This window comes from Globicatella sanguinis NBRC 15551 (assembly GCF_001552295.1).
GTDB classification, from domain to species: Bacteria; Bacillota; Bacilli; order Lactobacillales; family Aerococcaceae; genus Globicatella; species Globicatella sanguinis.
In genome coordinates this window covers 1-2,309 of sequence record NZ_BCQX01000184.1, presented here as the reverse complement: position 1 = coordinate 2,309, position 2,309 = coordinate 1, and the positions used below count along the sequence as shown (strand labels likewise).

The 2,309-nt window shown below is 35.3% G+C and carries 3 protein-coding genes; 1 reads left to right on the top strand and 2 read right to left on the bottom strand.

The genetic code is table 11. The features are described from left to right. Positions 1-25 precede the first annotated feature (25 nt). Positions 26-583 (bottom strand): aldo/keto reductase, encoded by a 558-nt coding sequence (locus GSA01S_RS09955; RefSeq protein WP_066127173.1) that lies wholly within the window; start codon positions 581-583, stop codon positions 26-28. A gap of 178 nt (positions 584-761) precedes the next feature. On the opposite strand from GSA01S_RS09955, the gene GSA01S_RS09950 reads away from it, so the two are divergent. Then, the gene (locus tag GSA01S_RS09950) at positions 762-1,841 is read left to right on the top strand and encodes an iron-containing alcohol dehydrogenase family protein (RefSeq protein ID WP_066127170.1); all 1,080 of its coding nucleotides are present in this window, start codon (positions 762-764) and stop codon (positions 1,839-1,841) included. Positions 1,842-1,963: 122 nt separating this feature from the next. Here the strand turns inward: GSA01S_RS09950 and GSA01S_RS09945 are convergent. Further along, on the bottom strand, positions 1,964-2,309 hold a 346-nt coding region (locus GSA01S_RS09945; protein WP_169792697.1), incomplete at its 5' end, for an LOG family protein.

Here is a 2,309-nt window from a genome sequence, read left to right as displayed (position 1 = left end):
TTTTTTTCTTTTAGCTGACCAACAGTTATTTTACACTAAGCTCAGGATAACAACCTGGCGCAATTTTAATTTGGTTTAATACCGGCTTAATACGAGCTGTTTTCAATAATTCTTCAATATGGTGCTCTAAGAAGTTAGAGATACCAATTGAACGAATTTTACCTGCCTCTACTAAATCTTCTAAAGCACGCCAAGTTTCAGCGTTTGCTTCTTTCCATGCATTCTCACCTTTATCGCGAACAGATTGTGGATTTGGCCAATGAATTAAAACTAAATCTAGATAATCCATTTTTAACTTTTCCAAAGACTCGTCAATGGAACGCATGGTATTATCGTAGCCTCTTACAGTATTGACTACTTTTGTGGTTACATATAATTGCTGACGATCAATGCCACTATCTAAAATAGCTTGCCCGACACTTGATTCATTTTGATAACCTTGTGCTGTGTCAATATGACGATAACCTACTTCTAAAGCATATTTGACAGCATTGTACGCTTGTTCGCCTTCTTCTAAGCGCCAAGTTCCAAAGCCAATCATCGGAATCTTTGTCCCATTGTTTAAAGATAATTCTTTTTTCATCTGAACCCTCCTAAAAATTAACGTTGTTAACCATATCATACAATAGATATTCTCTAAATGACAATATTTTATCTTCTTTTATTCATTTGAAATCTTATACTCATTATGATAAATTAGATATTAATTAAAAAAATATGAGAGTGTATTTATTTTACACTTTTTAGAAAGAAGAATGTGTGTGGAATTATCTGAAATAACCCGTCCAGGTGTTGGACAATATATCAGTCAACCGGGAGCTTTAACTTTTTTAGACAGCTCCATTCAAATGTTTAAACAACCTTTAATTATTACTGGTGCGAAAGCTTACCATGCTTTTAATAAATTTTATCCTCAAGGTCGTCGCTATCCTGTTTTATTCTATGATCAGAGTGCTTCCCATGAAAATATTGACAATTTAGTAAACAATGCCCCTCCAGGCACCGATTTAATTATTGGAATCGGGGGTGGTAAAGCACTTGATACGGCAAAAGGCGTTGCTAACAAACTTCAAGTGGAATCTGTGATGATTCCAACTGTACTTGGAACGTGTTCAGCCTGTACACCATTAAGTGTCATTTATCATCCTGATCATACCTTTAAAACCGTTGACTATTATCCCAAAGCTGCTTTCTTAACCATTGTCGATACAAATTTATTAGTAGAATCACCACTAAAATATTTACAAAGTGGCATCGGCGATACCCTCGCAAAATGGTATGAAGCCATTGCTTTAGCAGAAAATTTACCATTACCTTGGCCTACAAACATTTCCCTTGGTCTAAGCAGTGCTCAATTATCAAGGGAAACTCTGTTAAATGATGGTGCTAAAGCGATCGAAAGTTTACAATCTAATCAAATATCAGATGCGTTTCAACGAATTGCAGATACTATATTTTTAATCGCTGCTAGTGTAGGTGGCTTTGCTGGATCATATGGACGAATCGCGGGGGCTCATGCTGTTCATAATGGGCTCACACTCCTACCTGAAACGGCTTCAATTGAACACGGAGTCAAAGTAGCTTATGGTATTTTGGTACAAATTGCTACATTAGGTAATCACGAAGAACTGAATACCCTCTTACCATTTTACCAAGCCAATCATTTTCCAACTACCTTAAAACAACTTGGTGTGATGGAAGATTTACCTAACAAAATACATCAAGTTGCTACATATGCAGCGGCAAATAATGAGAGTTTTATTTTAGCTAAACAAGACCTGACAGCAGACGATATTATCAAGGGGATGACCTATTTAGAAAATTTAGCGTATCATTCATAAATACAATCATTATAATCGCTAAAATCAAAAATGGACTTAACCAACACAGTCTTAGTAACCCTAGCAAAAGTATTTAACTTGTGCTCGTTTGTTACTTCGACTCATGATTAAGTCCCTCTTTATTAATGTTTTTCAATTAACAGTTCTAATTCACCAATACTCTCAACAAAATGAATCTTTTGCCGTTCTTCAACGGTCATGAACCCTTCCTTAACCATCGTATCAAAAAATATTTCTAAATGATTGTAGTAACCATGAATATTCATTAAATAGCACTCTTTGTTAATAAGGTTTAGACGAATTAAACTGATGACCTCGGTAATTTCTTCAAGTGTGCCAGGTCCTCCCGGTAAAGCAACGAAAGCTTCTCCTAATTCAATCATCTTTATTTTTCTTTCAGACATGGTGTCTACTTCAATAAATTCGGTCAAATTAATATTGGCTACTTCTTTATTGATTCTTGGATAG

Excerpts from the sequence above, each read along its gene's own strand:
- GSA01S_RS09955 (WP_066127173.1), bottom strand. The coding sequence starts at position 583 with ATGAAAAAAGAATTATCTTTAAACAATGGGACAAAGATTCCGATGATT.